Source organism: Noviherbaspirillum album, assembly GCF_035916955.1.
Lineage (GTDB): Bacteria > Pseudomonadota > Gammaproteobacteria > Burkholderiales > Burkholderiaceae_D > Noviherbaspirillum > Noviherbaspirillum album.
This window is the reverse complement of record NZ_JAWIIV010000024.1, coordinates 45,257-62,314: the sequence shown is the minus strand read 5'-3', so window position 1 is coordinate 62,314 and position 17,058 is coordinate 45,257. Positions and strand designations below refer to the sequence as shown.

Annotated in this window: 19 protein-coding genes; 2 read left to right on the top strand and 17 right to left on the bottom strand. The window is 56.3% G+C overall.

What is annotated here, in order from left to right:
- Positions 1–11: 11 nt before the first annotated feature.
- From lepB to RY831_RS22740, 16 genes are all read right to left on the bottom strand, one after another.
- On the bottom strand, positions 12–923 hold the full coding sequence (lepB, locus tag RY831_RS22815) for a signal peptidase I (RefSeq protein ID WP_326508682.1): 912 nt from the start codon (positions 921–923) through the stop codon (positions 12–14).
- The gene (gene lepA / locus RY831_RS22810; RefSeq protein ID WP_326508681.1) at positions 920–2,713 is read right to left on the bottom strand and encodes a translation elongation factor 4; all 1,794 of its coding nucleotides are present in this window, start codon (positions 2,711–2,713) and stop codon (positions 920–922) included. Before lepA ends, lepB begins: the two co-directional genes overlap by 4 nt.
- Positions 2,714–2,873: 160 nt before the next feature.
- The gene (locus tag RY831_RS22805) at positions 2,874–3,131 is read right to left on the bottom strand and encodes a glutaredoxin family protein (RefSeq protein WP_326508680.1); all 258 of its coding nucleotides are present in this window, start codon (positions 3,129–3,131) and stop codon (positions 2,874–2,876) included.
- Between the two features lie 228 nt (positions 3,132–3,359).
- Positions 3,360–4,853, bottom strand: coding sequence for a DegQ family serine endoprotease (locus RY831_RS22800; RefSeq protein ID WP_326508679.1), 1,494 nt, complete (start codon positions 4,851–4,853; stop codon positions 3,360–3,362).
- An 18-nt stretch (positions 4,854–4,871) separates the two neighbouring features.
- Positions 4,872–5,876, bottom strand: a complete 1,005-nt coding sequence (locus RY831_RS22795) for a MucB/RseB C-terminal domain-containing protein (RefSeq protein ID WP_326508678.1) — start codon at positions 5,874–5,876, stop codon at positions 4,872–4,874.
- Positions 5,877–5,881: 5 nt separating this feature from the next.
- Positions 5,882–6,535, bottom strand: a complete 654-nt coding sequence (locus RY831_RS22790) for a sigma-E factor negative regulatory protein (protein WP_326508677.1) — start codon at positions 6,533–6,535, stop codon at positions 5,882–5,884.
- Positions 6,536–6,600: 65 nt separating this feature from the next.
- Positions 6,601–7,203: an RNA polymerase sigma factor RpoE gene (rpoE, locus tag RY831_RS22785; protein WP_057293164.1), complete on the bottom strand. Its 603-nt coding sequence runs from the start codon at positions 7,201–7,203 to the stop codon at positions 6,601–6,603.
- A 106-nt stretch (positions 7,204–7,309) separates the two neighbouring features.
- Complete coding sequence (locus RY831_RS22780; protein WP_326508676.1) at positions 7,310–7,846, bottom strand: protein YgfX; 537 nt, start codon at positions 7,844–7,846, stop codon at positions 7,310–7,312.
- 33 nt (positions 7,847–7,879) lie between these two features.
- The gene (fabF, locus tag RY831_RS22775; protein ID WP_326508675.1) at positions 7,880–9,127 is read right to left on the bottom strand and encodes a beta-ketoacyl-ACP synthase II; all 1,248 of its coding nucleotides are present in this window, start codon (positions 9,125–9,127) and stop codon (positions 7,880–7,882) included.
- Positions 9,128–9,157: 30 nt separating this feature from the next.
- Complete coding sequence (gene acpP / locus RY831_RS22770) at positions 9,158–9,397, bottom strand: acyl carrier protein (RefSeq protein ID WP_040041346.1); 240 nt, start codon at positions 9,395–9,397, stop codon at positions 9,158–9,160.
- 123 nt (positions 9,398–9,520) lie between these two features.
- Complete coding sequence (gene fabG, locus RY831_RS22765; RefSeq protein WP_326508674.1) at positions 9,521–10,267, bottom strand: 3-oxoacyl-ACP reductase FabG; 747 nt, start codon at positions 10,265–10,267, stop codon at positions 9,521–9,523.
- Positions 10,264–11,196, bottom strand: coding sequence for an ACP S-malonyltransferase (fabD, locus tag RY831_RS22760; protein ID WP_326508673.1), 933 nt, complete (start codon positions 11,194–11,196; stop codon positions 10,264–10,266). Before fabD ends, fabG begins: the two co-directional genes overlap by 4 nt.
- Positions 11,197–11,214: 18 nt before the next feature.
- A complete protein-coding gene (locus tag RY831_RS22755) occupies positions 11,215–12,201 on the bottom strand; it encodes a beta-ketoacyl-ACP synthase III (protein ID WP_326508672.1) in 987 nt (328 codons plus the stop codon).
- Positions 12,202–12,217: 16 nt separating this feature from the next.
- Complete coding sequence (gene plsX / locus RY831_RS22750; protein WP_326508671.1) at positions 12,218–13,294, bottom strand: phosphate acyltransferase PlsX; 1,077 nt, start codon at positions 13,292–13,294, stop codon at positions 12,218–12,220.
- Between the two features lie 146 nt (positions 13,295–13,440).
- Positions 13,441–13,623 carry a 50S ribosomal protein L32 gene (rpmF, locus tag RY831_RS22745; protein ID WP_057293158.1) on the bottom strand — a complete coding sequence of 61 codons (183 nt, stop codon included), beginning with the start codon at positions 13,621–13,623 and terminating at the stop codon, positions 13,441–13,443.
- A 118-nt stretch (positions 13,624–13,741) separates the two neighbouring features.
- Positions 13,742–14,239 carry a YceD family protein gene (locus RY831_RS22740; RefSeq protein ID WP_326508670.1) on the bottom strand — a complete coding sequence of 166 codons (498 nt, stop codon included), beginning with the start codon at positions 14,237–14,239 and terminating at the stop codon, positions 13,742–13,744.
- Positions 14,240–14,344: 105 nt separating this feature from the next.
- On the opposite strand from RY831_RS22740, the gene RY831_RS22735 reads away from it, so the two are divergent.
- Both RY831_RS22735 and RY831_RS22730 read left to right on the top strand, forming a co-directional pair.
- Positions 14,345–14,965 (top strand): Maf-like protein, encoded by a 621-nt coding sequence (locus RY831_RS22735; protein ID WP_326508669.1) that lies wholly within the window; start codon positions 14,345–14,347, stop codon positions 14,963–14,965.
- On the top strand, positions 14,962–15,714 hold the full coding sequence (locus RY831_RS22730) for an SAM-dependent methyltransferase (protein WP_326508668.1): 753 nt from the start codon (positions 14,962–14,964) through the stop codon (positions 15,712–15,714). Before RY831_RS22735 ends, RY831_RS22730 begins: the two co-directional genes overlap by 4 nt.
- A gap of 317 nt (positions 15,715–16,031) precedes the next feature.
- Here RY831_RS22730 and RY831_RS22725 read toward each other — a convergent pair whose 3' ends face one another.
- On the bottom strand, positions 16,032–17,036 hold the full coding sequence (locus RY831_RS22725) for a S49 family peptidase (protein ID WP_326508667.1): 1,005 nt from the start codon (positions 17,034–17,036) through the stop codon (positions 16,032–16,034).
- Between the last annotated feature and the right edge of the window lie 22 nt (positions 17,037–17,058).

Below are 17,058 nucleotides of genomic sequence, written 5' to 3'. Positions count from 1 at the left end.
TGCGTCTTTATTTATTGAAAACCGCCGATGCGCTTGATGTTTCCAAAATTCATCCAGACAAAGAACGCCTTGCCCACGATGTACTGATCAGGCACGAAACCCCAATATCGGCTGTCGAGACTGTTATCCCGATTATCCCCCATCATGAAGTAATGTCCAGCAGGGACTGTGCAAGTGAATCCTTCGACGTTATAGCTGCATGCCTCATTCATGGGGAAAGGGTCGGGATTCTGCACATACGCCGGCGCACGCTCATCGTTAAGTATTTTGTGCGTGATGCCGGACAGGTTTTCAAGATATTGCTTGGAGTAGGTCAGATGCTCCTCATCGAGATAGTCCGGCAGCGGCTGGTACGACAGTTCCTTGCCATTGACGATCAAGCGCTTGTTTTTGTAGGTAATTTTATCACCCGGCACACCCACGACACGCTTGATGTAGTCAAGAGACGGGTCTTTGGGAAACTTGAAGACCATGACATCGCCACGCTGCGGATCATTCAACTGGATGATCTTCTTGTTAATGATGGGCAGCCGAATCCCGTAGGTGTACTTGTTCACTAGAATGAGGTCGCCGATCATAAGGGTCGGCACCATGGAACTCGACGGAATCTTGAACGGCTCGTACAGGAACGACCTGAGGAAAAATACCAGGGCGATCACAGGAAAGAAACTGCCCGAATATTCGATCCACGTCGGCTGCTTGAGCATTTCCGCTTCCAGCCGATGACGTCCGCTGTCATCGACCTTGATACCGTCAGCCTTCAGCTTCGCGTGGCGAGCGTCGAATTCGGCGAGCGCCTGATTGGCCCTCGCCCGGCGCAAACGAGAGAAGTGGAAAACATCCAGGAACCAGATGATCCCGGTGGCGATAGTCAGAATAAAAAGAATTAATGCAAAATTTCCGAGGATCGATTGCAGACTCATTTATCTTCCACTTGTAAAATCGCCAAGAACGCTTCCTGCGGCACTTCTACCGAGCCAACCTGTTTCATCCGTTTCTTGCCCGCCTTCTGCTTTTCGAGCAGCTTGCGCTTGCGCGAGATATCGCCGCCATAGCATTTCGCCAACACGTTCTTGCGCATGGCCTTGACGTTTTCGCGCGCAATGATATTTGCGCCGACTGCGGCTTGAATTGCCACGTCAAACATCTGGCGCGGGATGAGTTCGCGCATCTTCGCCGCCACCGCGCGGCCGCGGTACTGGCTGTTGGCACGGTGCACGATGATCGCCAGCGCATCGACCTTCTCGCTATTGATGAGCATGTCGACCTTCACCACATCGGCAGCACGGTACTCCTTGAATTCATAGTCCATCGACGCATAGCCGCGCGATGTGGATTTGAGCTTGTCAAAGAAATCCAGGACGATTTCCGCCATCGGCATTTCATAGGTCAGCATGACCTGCTTGCCGTGATAGCTCATGTTGATCTGCACGCCCCGCTTCTGGGTGCAGAGCGTGATGACGGAGCCGACATATTCCTGCGGCATGTATAAATTGACAGTGACGATGGGCTCGCGGACCTCTTCGATCTTGGACGGGTCCGGCATCTTGGAAGGATTGTCCACCATGATGATCGAACCGTCGCGCTGCACGACTTCGTAGATCACCGTCGGCGCCGTGGTGATCAGATCCATGTCGAATTCGCGCTCAAGTCGTTCCTGCACGATTTCCATGTGCAGGAGGCCGAGGAAACCGCAGCGGAAGCCGAATCCCAGCGCTTGGGATACCTCGGGTTCATACTGCAATGCCGCATCGTTGAGCTTGAGTTTTTCGAGCGAATCCCGCAGCGCGTCATACTGATTTGCCTCGACCGGGAACAGGCCGGCAAAGACCTGGGGCTGAACCTCCTTGAAGCCGGGCAAAGCGGCCGGCGCAGGCTTGCTTGCGAGAGTGATCGTGTCGCCGACGCGTGCAGCCTTGAGTTCCTTGATGCCCGCGATGACAAAGCCGACCTGGCCAGCCGACAAGGATTCCCTGGCCTGCGATTTCGGCGTGAAAACGCCGATGCTCTCGGTCAGATACTGTGCGCCGGTCGCCATCAGGGAAATCTTTTCCTTGGGCCGCAGGCGTCCATTGACGATACGCACGAGCATGACGACGCCAACATAGTTGTCGAACCAAGAATCGATGATCAATGCCTGCAGCGGCGCCTCGGGATCTCCCTTCGGCGGCGGCACCTTGGCGATCAATGACTCCAGAACGTCTTCGACTCCCAGTCCGGTTTTCGCGGAGCAGCGCACGGCATCGCTCGCATCGATTCCGATCACGTCCTCGATCTCGCTGATGGCGTTCTCGGGATCGGCCGAAGGCAGATCGATCTTGTTCAGCACCGGCACGACTTCGACATCGAGATCGAGCGCCGTATAGCAGTTGGCAACGGTCTGCGCCTCAACTCCCTGCGATGCGTCGACCACGAGCAGCGCGCCTTCGCAGGCCGACAGGGAACGGCTGACTTCGTAGCTGAAGTCGACGTGTCCTGGCGTATCGATCAGGTTGAGGTTATAGGTCTTGCCATCTCGCGCCTTGTAAGACAATGCGGCGGTCTGCGCCTTGATGGTGATGCCACGCTCACGTTCGAGGTCCATCGAATCCAGCACTTGCGCTTCCATTTCACGGTCCGACAGCCCCCCGCAGATCTGGATGATGCGATCGGCCAGGGTGGATTTACCATGGTCGATGTGCGCGATGATGGAAAAATTGCGAATGTTGTCCATTAACTAAGATGCAACCACAAAAAAGGCGCTCCGTGCGGGGTAAGCCCCCAGTTGAGCGCCTTATGACAGAAGAATATCCGGTGCCCGGCATTTTACCGGATTTCGAAGGGGAAAGCCCATAAAATCGCCTGAAACGATGCACTAGGCCTGTATGGCATGGTCAGCGCGCGTTGGTAAGGAATTCGCGCGTTTTTGCTTCATTGAGAAAATAATTACACAACTCGACGGCACTTTCATCATTCTTCCGGCCGAAAAGTACAGGAACCCGCTCATCGAATTGCGCTACCAGCGTTTCGTCGGCATCGACGTCGATTGTTTCCACGGTGAAGGGATATTCGCTGCTGAGGGCCTGGAGCGCCTCGAGCATGTCGTCACACAAATGGCAATATGAACGGGAATATAAAGTGAAGTGAACCACGACATCGACTTATCAGGTAGTGGCTGGGAGCAATAGCAGTTGCGCTTGCCATTGCCGTGGCGTTTGTTTCGACTGCAGCAGCGTGGGAGCAACGATTGTATCCAGCTGATTAAGCTCTACTCAGTATAACTGCTCCCGTGGAAGAATGGGACCGCCAAGCGACATCGATAGCTGCGCGGAACAGGAGGAGCAGGCATTTTTTGGCATCCTGCTCCCGAGCGCGGGTCACTATTGTCCGTTGGGCCGGATCGGGACGAATTGGGAAGCTTCGCCTCGACGCACCAGCACGACAACCGTCTTTTTCGGTTCCAGTTTTGCCACGAGGCCGTTGAACTGCTTGGCATCCTTCACATCATTATTGTTCAGCCGCATGATGATATCGCCAGCTCGCAATCCAGCGCGCGCAGCCGCCCCCTCGACAGCTTCCACTATCGCGCCGCCATCCAGCTTCAATTCCTTCTTCTGGGCTTCGGTCAGGTCGTTGACAACGAGACCGAGTGCGTTGGGTGCCTGCTCCGGCTTGGGCTTGCGCTCCTCTTTCTTGGCCACTTTTTCCGGCTCGAGCTCGGCCACGGTCAAGTTGACATCCTTGTTCGCGCCTTTTCTCCAGATCGTGAGCGAAGACCGGGTTCCAGGCTTGGTGGCACCGACGACACGCGGCAGGTCGGATGATTTTTCAATCGACGTACCATTGAATTTCAGAATGATGTCGCCGGCTTCCAGTCCGCCCTTCTCCGCGGGACCGCCAGGTTCAATCCGCTGAATCAGGGCACCTTGTGCGCGTTGCAAGCCCAGCGATTCGGCGACATCCTTGGTGACTTCGCCGATCTGCACGCCGATCCGTCCGCGCGTGACTCGACCGCTGATGCGCAGTTGCTCCGCCACCCGCATGGCTTCGTCGATGGGGACTGCGAACGAGATGCCCATATAGCCGCCGGACCGGCTATAGATCTGCGAATTGATGCCGACCACTTCACCACGCAGGTTGATCAGCGGTCCTCCGGAGTTACCGGGATTGACCGCTACGTCGGTCTGAATCAGGGGCAGATAATCTCCCGTATCGCGGGCCTTGGCTGAAATGATGCCGGAGGTGACCGTGTTATCGAGACCGAACGGTGAGCCGATCGCAATCACCCACTCGCCGACACGCAGCTTGCTCGGGTCGCCGATGGCTAGGCGTGGCAGGTTGGTGCCTTCGATTTTCACTACGGCGACATCCGTGCGCTTGTCCACTCCGATGATCTTGGCCTTGAATTCGCGCTTGTCGGTCAAGGTTACGTAAACCTCGTCCGCGCCGTCGACGACGTGCGCGTTCGTCAGCACGAATCCGTCAGCGGAGATGATGAATCCCGAACCCACGCCTCTCGGCACCTCTTCTTCCTGCTGCGGGCCCTGCTTGCGTCCATTGCGGGGTGCGCGCTCCGGCTGAGGTTGGCGTGGCATAGGCACGCCGAAGAATTTACGGAAAAACTCCTGCATTTCCTCGTCTTCGGCACCTGGCACGCCCGTGCCGCCCTGGCCCGGTTTGACGCGCTCGGTCGTCCTTATATTGACGACCGCAGGGCCTGTTTTTTCAGCGAGGTCGGCGAAGTCCGGCAAAGCTGTTGCCGTGACGGTCTGCGCCTGCGCCGGAGTCAAGCCCGACAAGGCGGGAATTGCCACGCCGGCAAGGCTTAACAACATGCTCAGCAGTGCAGTACGAGCAACGAACACTGTTTTCATGGAATCCTGTTTTTCTGGCTATTTCGGTTTGAACTCAATGGAATTGGCCACCTGCCTTATTGCCGCAGATGGCACTTCTCCCACAATAGTAAGCCAAAAGTCTCCCTGACGCTTTCCGACGATATTCGTCGCTCCCTGCTGGATAGATCCCTCCGTGCGGCTTTGCGATTCCGGCTCAATGAACACCGATATCGCCGCGAGCCCGTCGGAAAAAACAATCTGGGAGACTTCACGTTGGGTTGCGGGCCCCGAGCCGACCGCATTGTCGGAGACCAGCCGCTTCACTTCCCGAATTTTCCGGAAACCTTTGGGTAGGGCATTTACCGTCCAGCCGGACAGGTTTGCTTGACTCATGGCGGAATTTTCGATTTTCCATCCCTGAGTATTTGTGTAACTTGGCTTTACCCGGTTCCTCTCGACATTGCCTATCGATAGTTGAGTAAAGGAGATCTGTTCGACGACTTCATTCTTCTCGTTCAGCGTCTGTGCACGCAACAGCAAACCACTACCCTTTTCCGCCCACAACTTGTAGCCATAGCGCAAGCCGTCTTTCGGCTGAAGTAATATTGCCTGGCATTCATGTCCAGCGATGCGGCCACTCTCCTGTTTTCGAACATTGTAATGTTCAGTCAGCTCGGCAGCATTATTAGCAAGAATGGCTGGAAATATGTCATGGGTAACCCGCTTTTCCACGAAGAGTGTTTTTGCATCAGGAACATAGCAAATCACTTCATCGTTGTTGCGTATGTATTCACGGGGCTTGCCGTCAAGAATTTCAAGTTTTTCAAATTCGTTTCGTCCATCGAGTACATGTGTGATGCGTGAAGTCCGCATCTGGTTAGCCTGCTGGTAGACGAAGGTCCCGGAGTAATTGAGTGTTTGCGCTGCCGACTGGATTTTCCTCAACCAGGATTGAGCATCTCTTTTATCGGATAACGAATCAGCGTTTTCGGCAAATGCCGGAAACGTCAAGAGAATCGAAATAGCAACGACAAACTTGAGTAACGCGTGTGTTTGCCGCATACAGGTTATTTGTTGGATTCGGTTGCAAAGGTAGCTGAGCGCGCATATTGCGCAGTGCTATAGACGGATGGCGAGTAGCGCTGGTGGGCAAACAGATAATCGTCGATACGAGGATCCCGCACGACTACCTCACCGGACTCTGAAGTTGCCATGACGGCTTCCTGAGGAGTTGAGCCGCCGGCAATCTCTATTGGCGCGTTGCCAGCCACGGATACGGAAGCGACGGATGCCGGCGCGCCTTCCGGCGCACTCTTGAATGCGACCATGAGTTGAGGTGTGGCGACGAATGCCACGGCCGCCATTGCCGCAGCGGCAGCCATTCCCGGAACTGCCCAGCGTCTGGCTGAACCCCGTGCTGGACGGGAAACATCTTGCGCCTTGACGTCATGGGACGGCTTCAAGGCGCCTGTGATCGACGAAGGAGCAACGATGGTCGGCTCCGCGTCCAGCATGGCCGACATGCGTGAGGAAAAATCATCGCTCAATCGGACATTCATGTCTTCCGAGCGCAGCAAGTCGCCAATCTGATGATAGAGCTTCCAGTCTTCCTGTGCATTTTTGTCGCGCAGCGAAGCCAACAACCCGTCAAGCTGCTCAACAGGAATCTCCCCATCGGCCATCGCCGAAATCTGTTCCTGCGTCTTTATTTTGCTATCCATTCTTACCCCGTTCAGGCTGCGCCACACCTTCCATGTGTACCCAACTTTTTGTCTTATCCCTGCTACTACCAGCGCTTGTCGATCGCAGTTCCCAATAGCGGCCTTAACTTTTCTGCAATGGCTTCGCGAGCGCGGAAAATCCGGCTTCGAACAGTGCCTATGGGACACCCCATTGCCTCCGCTATTTCATCGTAGCTCAACCCCTCTATTTCACGCAATGTAATTGCTATGCGCAACTCATCTGGAAGAGCATCCATTGCAACATTCACGGTTTCCGCGATCTGTTTTGTTGCCAACATCGATTCGGGCGTATTGATGTCCCTAAGATGCTCTCCGTCATCAAAAGTTTCCGCTTCTTCAGCATCGGCTTCAGTTGATGTCGGAGCCCGCCTTCCCTGAGTTACAAGGTAATTTTTCGCAGTGTTGATTCCTATCCGATATAGCCATGTGTAAAACGCAGAGTCCCCCCTGAACTGGGGCAGCGCCCGGTATGCTTTTATAAAAGCTTCCTGAACGACATCCTCGGCTTCTGCCTGATCACGGACCAGGCGCGATACCAAGCGCATGAGTTTGCGCTGGTATTTGCTTACCAGAAGCTCGAATGCCTTCTTGTCGCCGCGCTGCACGCGCTCGACAAGCAGTTGATCAATATCGCGTTCTGTCGTCAATCCCCGTTCCCTTGTTTCATTGCAACATTCACGCGCCTGTGTAGTTGACTGGAAGAAATGTAATTCGTTCAATGTGGTGCACAGTAAATTTACCGCCATTTATCCATCAAGGATTTGCTTTGGATCGCACTTCATTTGCGGCAATCCACCTGAATGCCACCGAGAGCGACCGGAAAGCATCGCGCGAGACGCTATCGGGCAACACCGGCACGGTGAGCAACCCTCCATCCGCATCTTCGAGCCGCAGCAGAAGCAGCAGTGGCCAAAGTGTCGATTCAGGAAGAAGCCGGACTTCCTTGACGTTCATTCCTACATGCGTCCAGTTCGACTCTCTGCAAGGGGTCTCGCTGGACCACTTTGAAATTCGAATCTGGCCTATGCCGGAGATACTAAGTTGTATGGGTTTTCGACTCCGCATGCCATGATAAAACCCAAAAAATACGAGGATAAGAATCGATGCAGCGGTGGCTAAGCGAAATGAGCTCGCCAGTTCGCCAATCATGCCAAGGCCGATAAGAATTCCTACTGCTGAGGTCAGGGATGCCATGAGCAGCATCATCGCACCGAGAATCCGGGAAGGTTTGACGATTGCCGATACCGCGATTGACATGGCAATAGGTGGGGAGCAGTCGGTCTCTCGCATATCAGCATGCAAGAGACCGATGTAGAGGATACGTTAGACTTTACCGAACACCAAAGTGCCGTTCGTGCCGCCAAACCCGAACGAGTTTTTGACGGCGATATTGATCGGCATGCTGCGCGCCGTATTTGCGCAGTAATCAAGATCGCATGACGGATCCTGATTGAAGATATTGATGGTCGGCGGCGAGATCTGGTGATGAATGGCCAGTACCGTGAAGACGGATTCAAGGCCACCTGCACCGCCAAGCAAATGGCCCGTCATGGATTTGGTCGAATTGACGACGACGTCCTTGGCGTGATCCCCTAGGGCGCGCTTGATGGCAACCGTTTCTGCGAGGTCGCCCAGCGGCGTCGAAGTGCCATGCGCATTCACATAGTCGACCTGGTCGGGATTGACGCCGGCATTGGACAATGCGGCCACCATGCATCGGCGTGCACCGTCTCCGTCTTCCAGGGGCGCGGTCATGTGATGTGCATCGGCGCTCATGCCGAACCCTAGTACCTCGGCGTATATCTTTGCTCCGCGGGCCTTGGCATGCTCGTACTCTTCAAGAACCATGACACCGGCGCCCTCGCCCAGCACGAAGCCGTCGCGGTCCTTGTCCCATGGTCGCGATGCGGTTGCCGGATCATCATTGCGACCCGAAAGCGCACGTGCGGCCGCAAAGCCGCCGACGCCGAGTGGCGAAACGGTGGATTCGGCACCACCGGCAATCATGACATCGGCGTCGCCGTATTCAATCATGCGGGCGGCCGCGCCAATGCAGTGCAGACCGGTTGTACAGGCAGTGACGATCGCAATATTCGGCCCCTTGAAGCCATACTTGATCGACAGATGTCCCGAAATCATATTGATGATAGACGCAGGAACGAAGAACGGACTGATCCTTCGAGGTCCGCGATTTGTTAATTCGGCGTGCGTCTCTTCGATCATCGGCAAGCCACCGATACCCGATCCGACAATAACGCCTATCTTTTCGGCGTTCTCCTCGGTGACGGTCAGTCCACTATCCTGAATGGCTTGGATACCCGCGGCCATTCCATAGTGGATGAATGTATCCATGTGGCGCGCTTCCTTACCGGGAATGTAATCCTCGATATTGAAGCCCTTAACTTCACCCGCAAAGCGCGTTGAGAAAGGCGTGGCGTCGAATTTAGTAATGGTCGCAATACCTGATCTGCCTTCGGTAAGCGCTCCCCACGCATCGGCAATGCTATTGCCAACGGGGGAAACACAGCCGAGGCCGGTCACTACGACGCGACGTTCACGTGAGCGGCTCAAGCGGTTCTCCTGGAATCAAACTGAACGACATCAAGCCTTGACGTGTGCCTTGGCATAATCGATTGCTTGCTGCACGGTGGTGATCTTCTCGGCCTGCTCGTCCGGGATCTCCATTTCGAATTCGTCTTCGAGTGCCATCACAAGCTCAACGGTATCAAGGGAGTCGGCGCCGAGATCGTCGACGAAGGACGATTCGTTCTTGATGTCTGCTTCAGCGACGCCAAGTTGCTCAGCGACGATCTTCTTAACGCGTTGTTCGATATCGGACATATTATCCCTCCAGTGGGTTACAGAAAGTGCGCGCATTTTATCAGGTTTGCGCAACGAAAATTCATTTTTGGCTTTTGTTTCGATCAAGCTGCGAACGTCGGCCAATTGCTCTCAATACTCTTTTTAACTCATGTACATGCCGCCATTGACATGCAATGTGGTGCCGGTAATGTAGCCGGCTTGCGGCGAAGCAAGGAAGGCAACGGCTGCAGCGATATCCTCTGGCTGACCGAAACGAGCCAGGGGAATCTGCTGCATCAATGTCGCAACTTGCTGCTCCCCGAGCTCGCGCGTCATGTCGGTGTCGATGAATCCCGGAGCGATGCAATTGACCGTGATGTTGCGGCTGCCGATCTCACGGGCCAGTGCGCGGCTCATGCCTGCGACACCGGCCTTGGCGGCCGCATAATTCATCTGCCCCGCATTTCCGGCAGAGCCGACCACCGAAGTGATATTGATGATGCGGCCGCTGCGTGCCTTCATCATGCCGCGAAGCACCAGTCGCGAAAGCCGGCCAACCGCGGTCAGATTGGTCGAAATGACCGCATCCCATTCTTCATCCTTCATCCGCATCGCCAACTGGTCCTGCGTAATGCCGGCATTATTGACCAAGATGGAGAGGCTCCCGAATTCCTTCTGCACTTCATCGACGACGGCACTGCAGCGCTCGGCATCGGTCACATTGAGCACGACGCCCTTTCCCGAACCGGCTTGCGCGGCAGTCAGATACTCTGTGATCGCGGCTGCACCGGCTTCCGAGGTTGCCGTACCGATTACTTTCGCCCCTTGCCTGGCAAGCTCCAGTGCAATAGCACGTCCGATGCCGCGGGATGCACCGGTTACCAGCGCAACTTGATTGCTTAAATTCAATTGATCGCCTCCAGCACTTTTTCGAGAGTGGCCTGATCGATGATCGCGTCACCAATCAGATCGCCGTTGATACGTTTCGTCAGTCCGGCCAAGACCTTTCCAGGGCCGCATTCGACGACATGGGTTATACCTTCGGTTGCCATCTTCTGAATGCTTTCCACCCAGCGCACCGGACTCGCAGCCTGGCGCACGAGGGCGTCCTTGATCGCCGCCGGATCATTCACGATGGCCACATCCACATTGTTAACCAGTGGGATTTGCGGCGCCGAGAAGTTAAGCGCTTGCATATAGTCGCGCAAGCGGTCCGATGCGGGCTTTAACAGGGAGGAGTGGAATGGCGCGGACACCGGCAGTGGCAGCGCCCGCTTGGCGCCCTTGGCCTTGGCCGCTTCGCATGCGCGTTCGACCGCGCTCTTGTGTCCGGCGATGACGACTTGCGAGGGTGCGTTGAAGTTGACCGCTTCAACGACCTGCCCCTGCGCGGCCTCTTCGCAAGCGGCACGGACGTCGCTGTCGGACAAGCCCAGAATCGCCGCCATGCCGCCCTGACCGACCGGCACGGCCTCCTGCATGACCTGCGCGCGATAGCGCACGAGGGGAACGGCATCGCGGAAAGCGATCACGCCGGCGGCGACCAGCGCCGAGTATTCGCCGAGGCTATGACCTGCGACGATCGCCGGAACCTTTCCTCCGGCGGCAATCCAGGCGCGGTACATCGCCACCGCGGCGGTAAGCATGACGGGCTGCGTATTGGTCGTCAGATCGAGATCTTCCTTCGGGCCTTCGGCGATCAGCTTGCCTAGGTCGAACTGCAGGGCATCGGATGCTTCCGCAACGGTTTGTTCAACTACAGCATTGCCGGCGAAACCGTTCAGCATGCCGACAGCCTGAGAACCCTGGCCCGGAAAAACAAAAGCGAATTTGGTCATGCGAGTATTTGAAAGTGATTACATTCGTGCGAGAACCGCACCCCAGGTGAAGCCGCCGCCCACGCCTTCCATCATGACGTTGTGACCGGGCTTGACACGGCCGTCTCTCACCGCAGCGTCCAGCGCCAGCGGTATCGACGCTGCCGATGTATTGCCATGCTGGTCGACTGTGACCACCATTTTTTCCAGGGGCAGGCCGAGCTTCTTGGCCGTTCCCTGCATGATGCGGATATTGGCCTGATGGGGTATGAGCCAGTCTATTTGCCCGGCGGTCATGTCGGCTGCCTTCAAGGCCTCGTTGGCGACCTTTTCCAGCACGGAGACGGCAAGCTTGAAGACCGCCTGGCCATCCATGTGCAGGAACGCGCTGCCCACCACCGCGCCGTTGCTGACATTTCCCGGAATGCAGAGAATGTCGCCATGGCTGCCGTCCGCGTGCAACTTGGTCGCAAGCACGCCGGGTTCGGCCGACGGTGTCAGCACCACGGCACCGGCGCCGTCGCCGAACAGCACGCAGGTCGTTCTGTCCTTGAAATCGAGAATGCGCGAGAAGATCTCGGCACCGATGACGAGGACATTGCGGTGCGTTCCCGAGCGGATGAAACTGTCCGCCATGGACATTGCATAGACGAAGCCGCTGCAGACCGCCTGCACGTCGACGGCCGCGCAGGCATTGGCGATGCCCAGCTTGCGCTGGACGACGCACGCCGTGCTCGGGAAACCGCCGAAATGATCAGGCGTGGACGTGGCGAGAATGATGAGATCGATATCGTTGGGCGCCAGGCCAGCCATGTCGATTGCCTGACGCGAGGCCTCGACCGCCAGATCGCTGGCCATCACGCCCTTGTCAGCGTAATGCCTCGCAGAAATGCCACTGCGCGAGACGATCCATTCGTCCGAGGTTTCGATGCCCTGCTCGGCCAATTGGGCTGCAAGCTCCTGATTGGTCACGCGCCTGGGCGGCAGATAGCTGCCCGTACCTGCGATTTTGCTGTAGAGGGTCATGCGGTCTTTTATCCGGTTAGATCAGTGCATTGGATGCGCCTGCGGCATCGGATGCAGATGCGCCGCTCGGCTGAGGCATCAGTTCGGCAATTGTTGTCGAAATGCGAGACAGTACATCATGCCGGGCCGCTTCGTAAGCCCGCTTGATTGCCCATTCATAGCCATAGGCATCTTCGCCGCCGTGGCTCTTGAACACAAGACCGCGCAAGCCGAGCAGGCTTGCACCATTGTAGCGGGAAGGATTCATGCGCTGGGAAATCGACTTGAGCGCGCCTTGGGCTATCACGGCGCCGAGCATGTTGATGGCATTGCTCTTGAATTCGCTCTTGACGATATTTTTCAGGAAGCGGCCCAGTCCTTCCGATGCCTTGAGGACGACATTGCCGACAAATCCGTCGCATACGACGATGTCGGTCGTTCCTTCGAAAATATCGTTGCCTTCGACGTTGCCGTAAAAGTTGAGCGTGCCCTTTTCATGATCCGCGCGCAACAGGGCCGCAGTCTGCTTGACGACTTCGTTGCCCTTGATATCCTCTTCGCCGATATTCAACAGGCCTACCGTTGGCTTGGCCTTGCCCTCGAGCGCAGATACCAGTGCCGATCCCATCAATGCGAACTGGTGCAGGTGCTGCGGCTCGCAGTCGACGTTGGCCCCCAGGTCTAGCATGTAGGTTGGCGAATCCTTCTGGTTTGGCATCGGAAAGCAGATTGCCGGCCGATCGACCCCGGGTATGGTCTTGAGCACGTAACGGGACACGGCCATCAGGGCGCCGGTATTGCCGGCCGAGACGCATGCGTCTGCCTTGCCCTCCTTGATCAGGGTGACGGCAACGCGCATGGAGGAATCTTTCTTGCGGCGCAGCGCGACCTCGATGGGATCATCCATGCCGACGATTTCCGTGGCGTGGACAACAGTGAGGCGCGGGTGGGCGGAAGCATTGAGTTTTTTCAGCTCGGCCCTGATCACATCTTCAAGACCAACCAGAATGAGCTCTGCATCCTGCTCATGACTGACGAATGAAACCGCCGCGGGAATGGTGACCGATGGGCCATGATCACCGCCCATGCAATCGATGGAAATTTTTATTGTCATTGTTTTGACTCAGTACCGCGCTCTAACCGCCTAGCGGGCCAGGTCTGGCGTGATTCAAAATGACGCGAAGCGCTTGTTCAGCATATGAAAAAACGGCGCCAAGTCAAACTCTCTGCGCCGCCTTTAGCTTCGAAAAAAGAGCGAGATTACTCGTCGTTCTTGGTCTTGAGGACCTTGCGTCCACGATAGTAGCCGTTAGGGCTGATGTGGTGGCGCAGATGTGTTTCGCCAGTCGTCGGCTCAACAGCCAGCGGCGGAACGCTCAGGTGATCGTGCGAACGATGCATACCACGCTTCGAAGGGGATTTTTTGTTCTGTTGAACAGCCATGATGACTCCTAAACCTTAAGATCTGAAATTTTAACATATCCCGTTCAGCATCCTATTGCTTGCCGGGAAACTTTGCTGCACTTGTTAGGCGGCGTGCATCATGTACCGCTTTGCCACGTTATTTCTTCAAATTCCTGAGCACCGCGAACGGTGACTCCTTTACCACTTCCGCCGTCGCGTCAGGCATCTGCTGGCCCTCGCAGGCGTCGTGCTTTGGCGAGAGAGGTATGGTCAACAATGCCTCGTCCTCGACAAGCTGCTGAATGTCGAATGCATGGCTTCCGACTATCACTTCCACTTCTTCGTCGGACAGCAATGCGTCGATCTCGTCTGCACTGCCCTCGTCAGGCGCGAGCACCAGCACCGCACCGGACTCGATTGCAAAGTCCAGCGGAGTCAGGCATCGCTGGCAAAGCAGGCGAACCTTCCCGGACACAGACAGTATCATCTGGGGATGACCATGCAGATTGCTGCCGCCTTGCAATGACCATGCTACGGAACCAGAACGATCCACGGACTCTTCCGCCAGCCGCGGCAATGCACCGACCTGAAACTCGCCGTTGCGCTGCTCCTTGAGCCGGCAGAACTCGAACGCGTCTATTAACAAGGCATTCATATCAAGACGAACCCGGAAAACCTGCGATAATAACAGGCTTTTCCCTTATTCGTCAAAGCCTTAGACCGGTTTTATCCAGCCTGTTCTTGAATTCCCTGCGCACCCATGCTTGTTCATCATCATTTTCCGCGCCTCATCCTTGCCTCAAGCTCGCAGTATCGGCGCGAATTGTTATCCCGCCTGCATCTGGCCTTCGAGTGCATCTCGCCCGACATAGATGAGAGCCCGCTGCTCGCAGAAACGCCTGATGCGACAGCGCTTAGGCTGGCAGGCCTGAAGGCGGCTGCCGTAGCAAGGCAGGTTCCGGACGCACTGGTCATCGGGTCGGACCAGGTTGCGACTCTGGATGGCATGCAGATCGGAAAACCGGGCAGCCATGAGAACGCACTGGAGCAACTGCGCATGATGCGCGGGCGCGAAGTCGTATTCCATACTGCACTGTGCCTTTGGGACGGGCGCATACCGGATTCGCAGTCGGTGGTGCAAATCGAAAACGTTCGTACCGTCGTCAAGTTCCGGAATCTGCCCGATCACGAACTGGATAACTACCTGCGAATCGAGCAGCCCTATGATTGCGCGGGCAGTGCCAAGAACGAAGGTCTAGGGATTGCCCTGCTTGAAAAAATCGAAAGCACCGATCCGACGGCATTGACCGGCCTGCCGCTGATCGCGCTTTGCACCATGCTTCGCCACGCGGGAGTAAACTTCTTTACCGAATCGCCATGACCGGAACCCTCTACCTGATTCCCAATACGCTCGGCTTGAACGATGACGCTTCCGCCGATCCGCTGGCCGCCGTGATTCCCGAGCATGTCCGCGCCATTACCGCAGCACTGCCTTATTTCATTGCAGAAAATGCAAAGACTACCCGCGCGCATCTCAAGCTTGTGGGCCTTACACACCCGCTCGCACGCCCCTTGCAAGACATCCGCATCAAGGAGCTCAATGTCAACACCGAAGCAAGGGAGTTGCCGGAGCTGCTGGCTCCGCTCGCGGCGGGCGAAGATGCCGGGCTGATTTCCGAAGCCGGCGTGCCTGCAGTCGCGGATCCCGGCGCGAATCTCGTACGTCTTGCGCATGCGTCCGGCATCAGGGTCAAGCCACTTGTCGGACCGTCATCGCTGCTGCTGGCAGTCATGTCCAGTGGACTGAATGGACAGAGTTTTGCCTTCAATGGCTATCTTCCGACCGACGCGGGACAGCGGGCAAAGCGACTGAAGACGCTTGAGGACAGGTCGCGAAGCGAACGTCAAACCCAACTGTTCATCGAGACGCCCTATCGTAATGGAGCACTGCTTGATGCGATTGCCAGCATTTGTCATGCATCCACGCTCGTATGTGTTGCAACAGATCTTAGCCTCTCCTCGGAAACAATCAGGACGCAGACCGCCGGAAAATGGAAGAGCGAAATTGCAGCAGGCAGGACGCCCGACTTTCACAAGAAACCGACTGTCTTCCTGCTGCTTGCCGAATAGCGAAGATCAGCATGACGGGGATCGGCCGCACAGCGCGGTATCAATCCGGCCCGTACAAAGCCGGGCACACATGCGCAAAACGGCGGTATTGCGCCGCCGTTTTGCATGCCCATCGGGCAGTTCAGAGAGGAATCGACACCTCTCAAGCCGCGTCTCGGACGTGGCGGAGATTGTCCGACTCAAAAGTTTTTCCTTGCTGCGTACATCTTATGCATTCGAAGGATCGAAACGAGACCGGACAAGTGCAGTATAAACATCGAGCTTGAAGATTCAAGGGAAAAGTGCCCCTGACGGCGCCCCTTCTCCCCTGCACTTTCTCAACGCAGGCTGGGCTTGCCCGAACTGCTCGATATCGATGCCATGACCGCAGTACCAACTGCTCCACCAAATTTCTTCAGCAGCCGTTCGGACAGCCCTTCGTGCTGGGTATAGTCGATGATGTCCTCGGCCTTCAATTCGTCGCGGGCCACGGAATCAACGGTTCCGAATCCATCGGCGAGCCCCATTTCGACCGACTTCGATCCGCTCCAGAAAAGGCCCGAAAAGGTCTCCGGCGTTTCCTTCAGGCGATTGCCGCGACCCTGTCGAACCACGTCGATGAATTGCTGGTGTACTTCATTGAGCATGTCCTGGGCAAAGGTCTTTTGCTTGGTGGACTGCGGGCTGAATGGATCCATGAAGCCCTTATTTTCACCCGCCGTCATCAGGCGCCGCTCTACGCCGACCTTGTCCATCAGGCCGGTGAAGCCAAAGCCTTCCATCAGCACGCCGATTGAACCGACGATGCTTGCCTTGTTGACAAAGATCTTATCAGCCGCTGCCGCGATGTAATATCCGCCCGAAGCGCATATTTCATCAACGACCACGTACAGGGGCTTCTTCGGAAATTCCTTGCGCAAGCGCTGGATTTCGTCATTGATGATGCCGGCTTGAACCGGGCTTCCCCCGGGACTGTTGATGCGCAAGACTATGCCAACCGCATTGGCGTCGGAATAAGCACGGTTCAATGCGGGAATCACTGCATCCGCCGCACCGGGGGTACCTGATTCGATCGTGCCGTCGATCTCGATGAGCGCGGTATGCGGGCCGACGACTTGGTCTTCCTTGTTGGTCATGCCGAACGTCATCCATATTCCCAGCGCGATCACGCCCAGGGTCATGAAGCGAAAGAAGATGTTCCAGCGACGGCGCGACCGCTGTTCGGCCAGCGTAGCGAATGCCAGTTTTTCCAGCACTTCGCGCTCCCATCCTTCCCGGCGCGGGGCACCGCCCGACGCAATTGGGCCTTGCTGGCCATGCTGCTCGTAGTTGTTTTCACTCATTGTGGATGTTGTCCAGCGTTAC

Coding starts and splice junctions, on each gene's coding strand:
- rpmF (WP_057293158.1), bottom strand. CDS start 13,623: ATGGCTGTTCAACAGAACAAAAAATCCCCTTCGAAGCGTGGTATGCAT.
- RY831_RS22790 (WP_326508677.1), bottom strand. CDS start 6,535: ATGGATAGCAAAATAAAGACGCAGGAACAGATTTCGGCGATGGCCGAT.
- RY831_RS22780 (WP_326508676.1), bottom strand. CDS start 7,846: ATGCGAGAGACCGACTGCTCCCCACCTATTGCCATGTCAATCGCGGTA.
- RY831_RS22795 (WP_326508678.1), bottom strand. CDS start 5,876: ATGCGGCAAACACACGCGTTACTCAAGTTTGTCGTTGCTATTTCGATT.
- RY831_RS22730 (WP_326508668.1), top strand. CDS start 14,962: ATGACCGGAACCCTCTACCTGATTCCCAATACGCTCGGCTTGAACGAT.
- RY831_RS22725 (WP_326508667.1), bottom strand. CDS start 17,036: ATGAGTGAAAACAACTACGAGCAGCATGGCCAGCAAGGCCCAATTGCG.
- RY831_RS22755 (WP_326508672.1), bottom strand. CDS start 12,201: ATGACCCTCTACAGCAAAATCGCAGGTACGGGCAGCTATCTGCCGCCC.
- lepA (WP_326508681.1), bottom strand. CDS start 2,713: ATGGACAACATTCGCAATTTTTCCATCATCGCGCACATCGACCATGGT.
- RY831_RS22800 (WP_326508679.1), bottom strand. CDS start 4,853: ATGAAAACAGTGTTCGTTGCTCGTACTGCACTGCTGAGCATGTTGTTA.
- RY831_RS22735 (WP_326508669.1), top strand. CDS start 14,345: ATGCTTGTTCATCATCATTTTCCGCGCCTCATCCTTGCCTCAAGCTCG.
- lepB (WP_326508682.1), bottom strand. CDS start 923: ATGAGTCTGCAATCGATCCTCGGAAATTTTGCATTAATTCTTTTTATT.
- plsX (WP_326508671.1), bottom strand. CDS start 13,294: ATGACAATAAAAATTTCCATCGATTGCATGGGCGGTGATCATGGCCCA.
- fabD (WP_326508673.1), bottom strand. CDS start 11,196: ATGACCAAATTCGCTTTTGTTTTTCCGGGCCAGGGTTCTCAGGCTGTC.
- acpP (WP_040041346.1), bottom strand. CDS start 9,397: ATGTCCGATATCGAACAACGCGTTAAGAAGATCGTCGCTGAGCAACTT.
- RY831_RS22740 (WP_326508670.1), bottom strand. CDS start 14,239: ATGAATGCCTTGTTAATAGACGCGTTCGAGTTCTGCCGGCTCAAGGAG.